The 255-nt window shown below is 48.2% G+C and carries 1 protein-coding gene; it reads right to left on the reverse strand.

Annotation, left to right across the window (positions count from 1 at the left end; translation table 11 throughout):
- Positions 1-255 (reverse strand): HYR-like domain-containing protein (locus tag LOK78_RS16630; protein WP_232635703.1); only part of this gene is annotated, 255 nt, incomplete at both ends.

The raw sequence follows: 255 nt of genomic DNA on the forward strand, positions 1-255 counted from the left end.
TCGTTATCAGTTACGGACCATTCACGGATGATAGTTCCGACACCATCATTGACGGTATTTGTAGTTTCTGAATAGCTAACGGTAAGGGTTGTATCACAGTTGTCTGTTGCGGTAACCACAGCAGGAGTGGGTATGGCATCACATTCTACGGTCGCATCGGCAGGAACGCCAACAAGCACCGGAGGCGTGTTGTCCTCCACGGTAATGGTTTGGGTTTGTGTTGTTGTATTGCCATCGTTATCAGTTACGGACCAT

It is taken from the genome of Mangrovimonas futianensis, from assembly GCF_021245805.1.
Lineage (GTDB): Bacteria > Bacteroidota > Bacteroidia > Flavobacteriales > Flavobacteriaceae > Mangrovimonas > Mangrovimonas futianensis.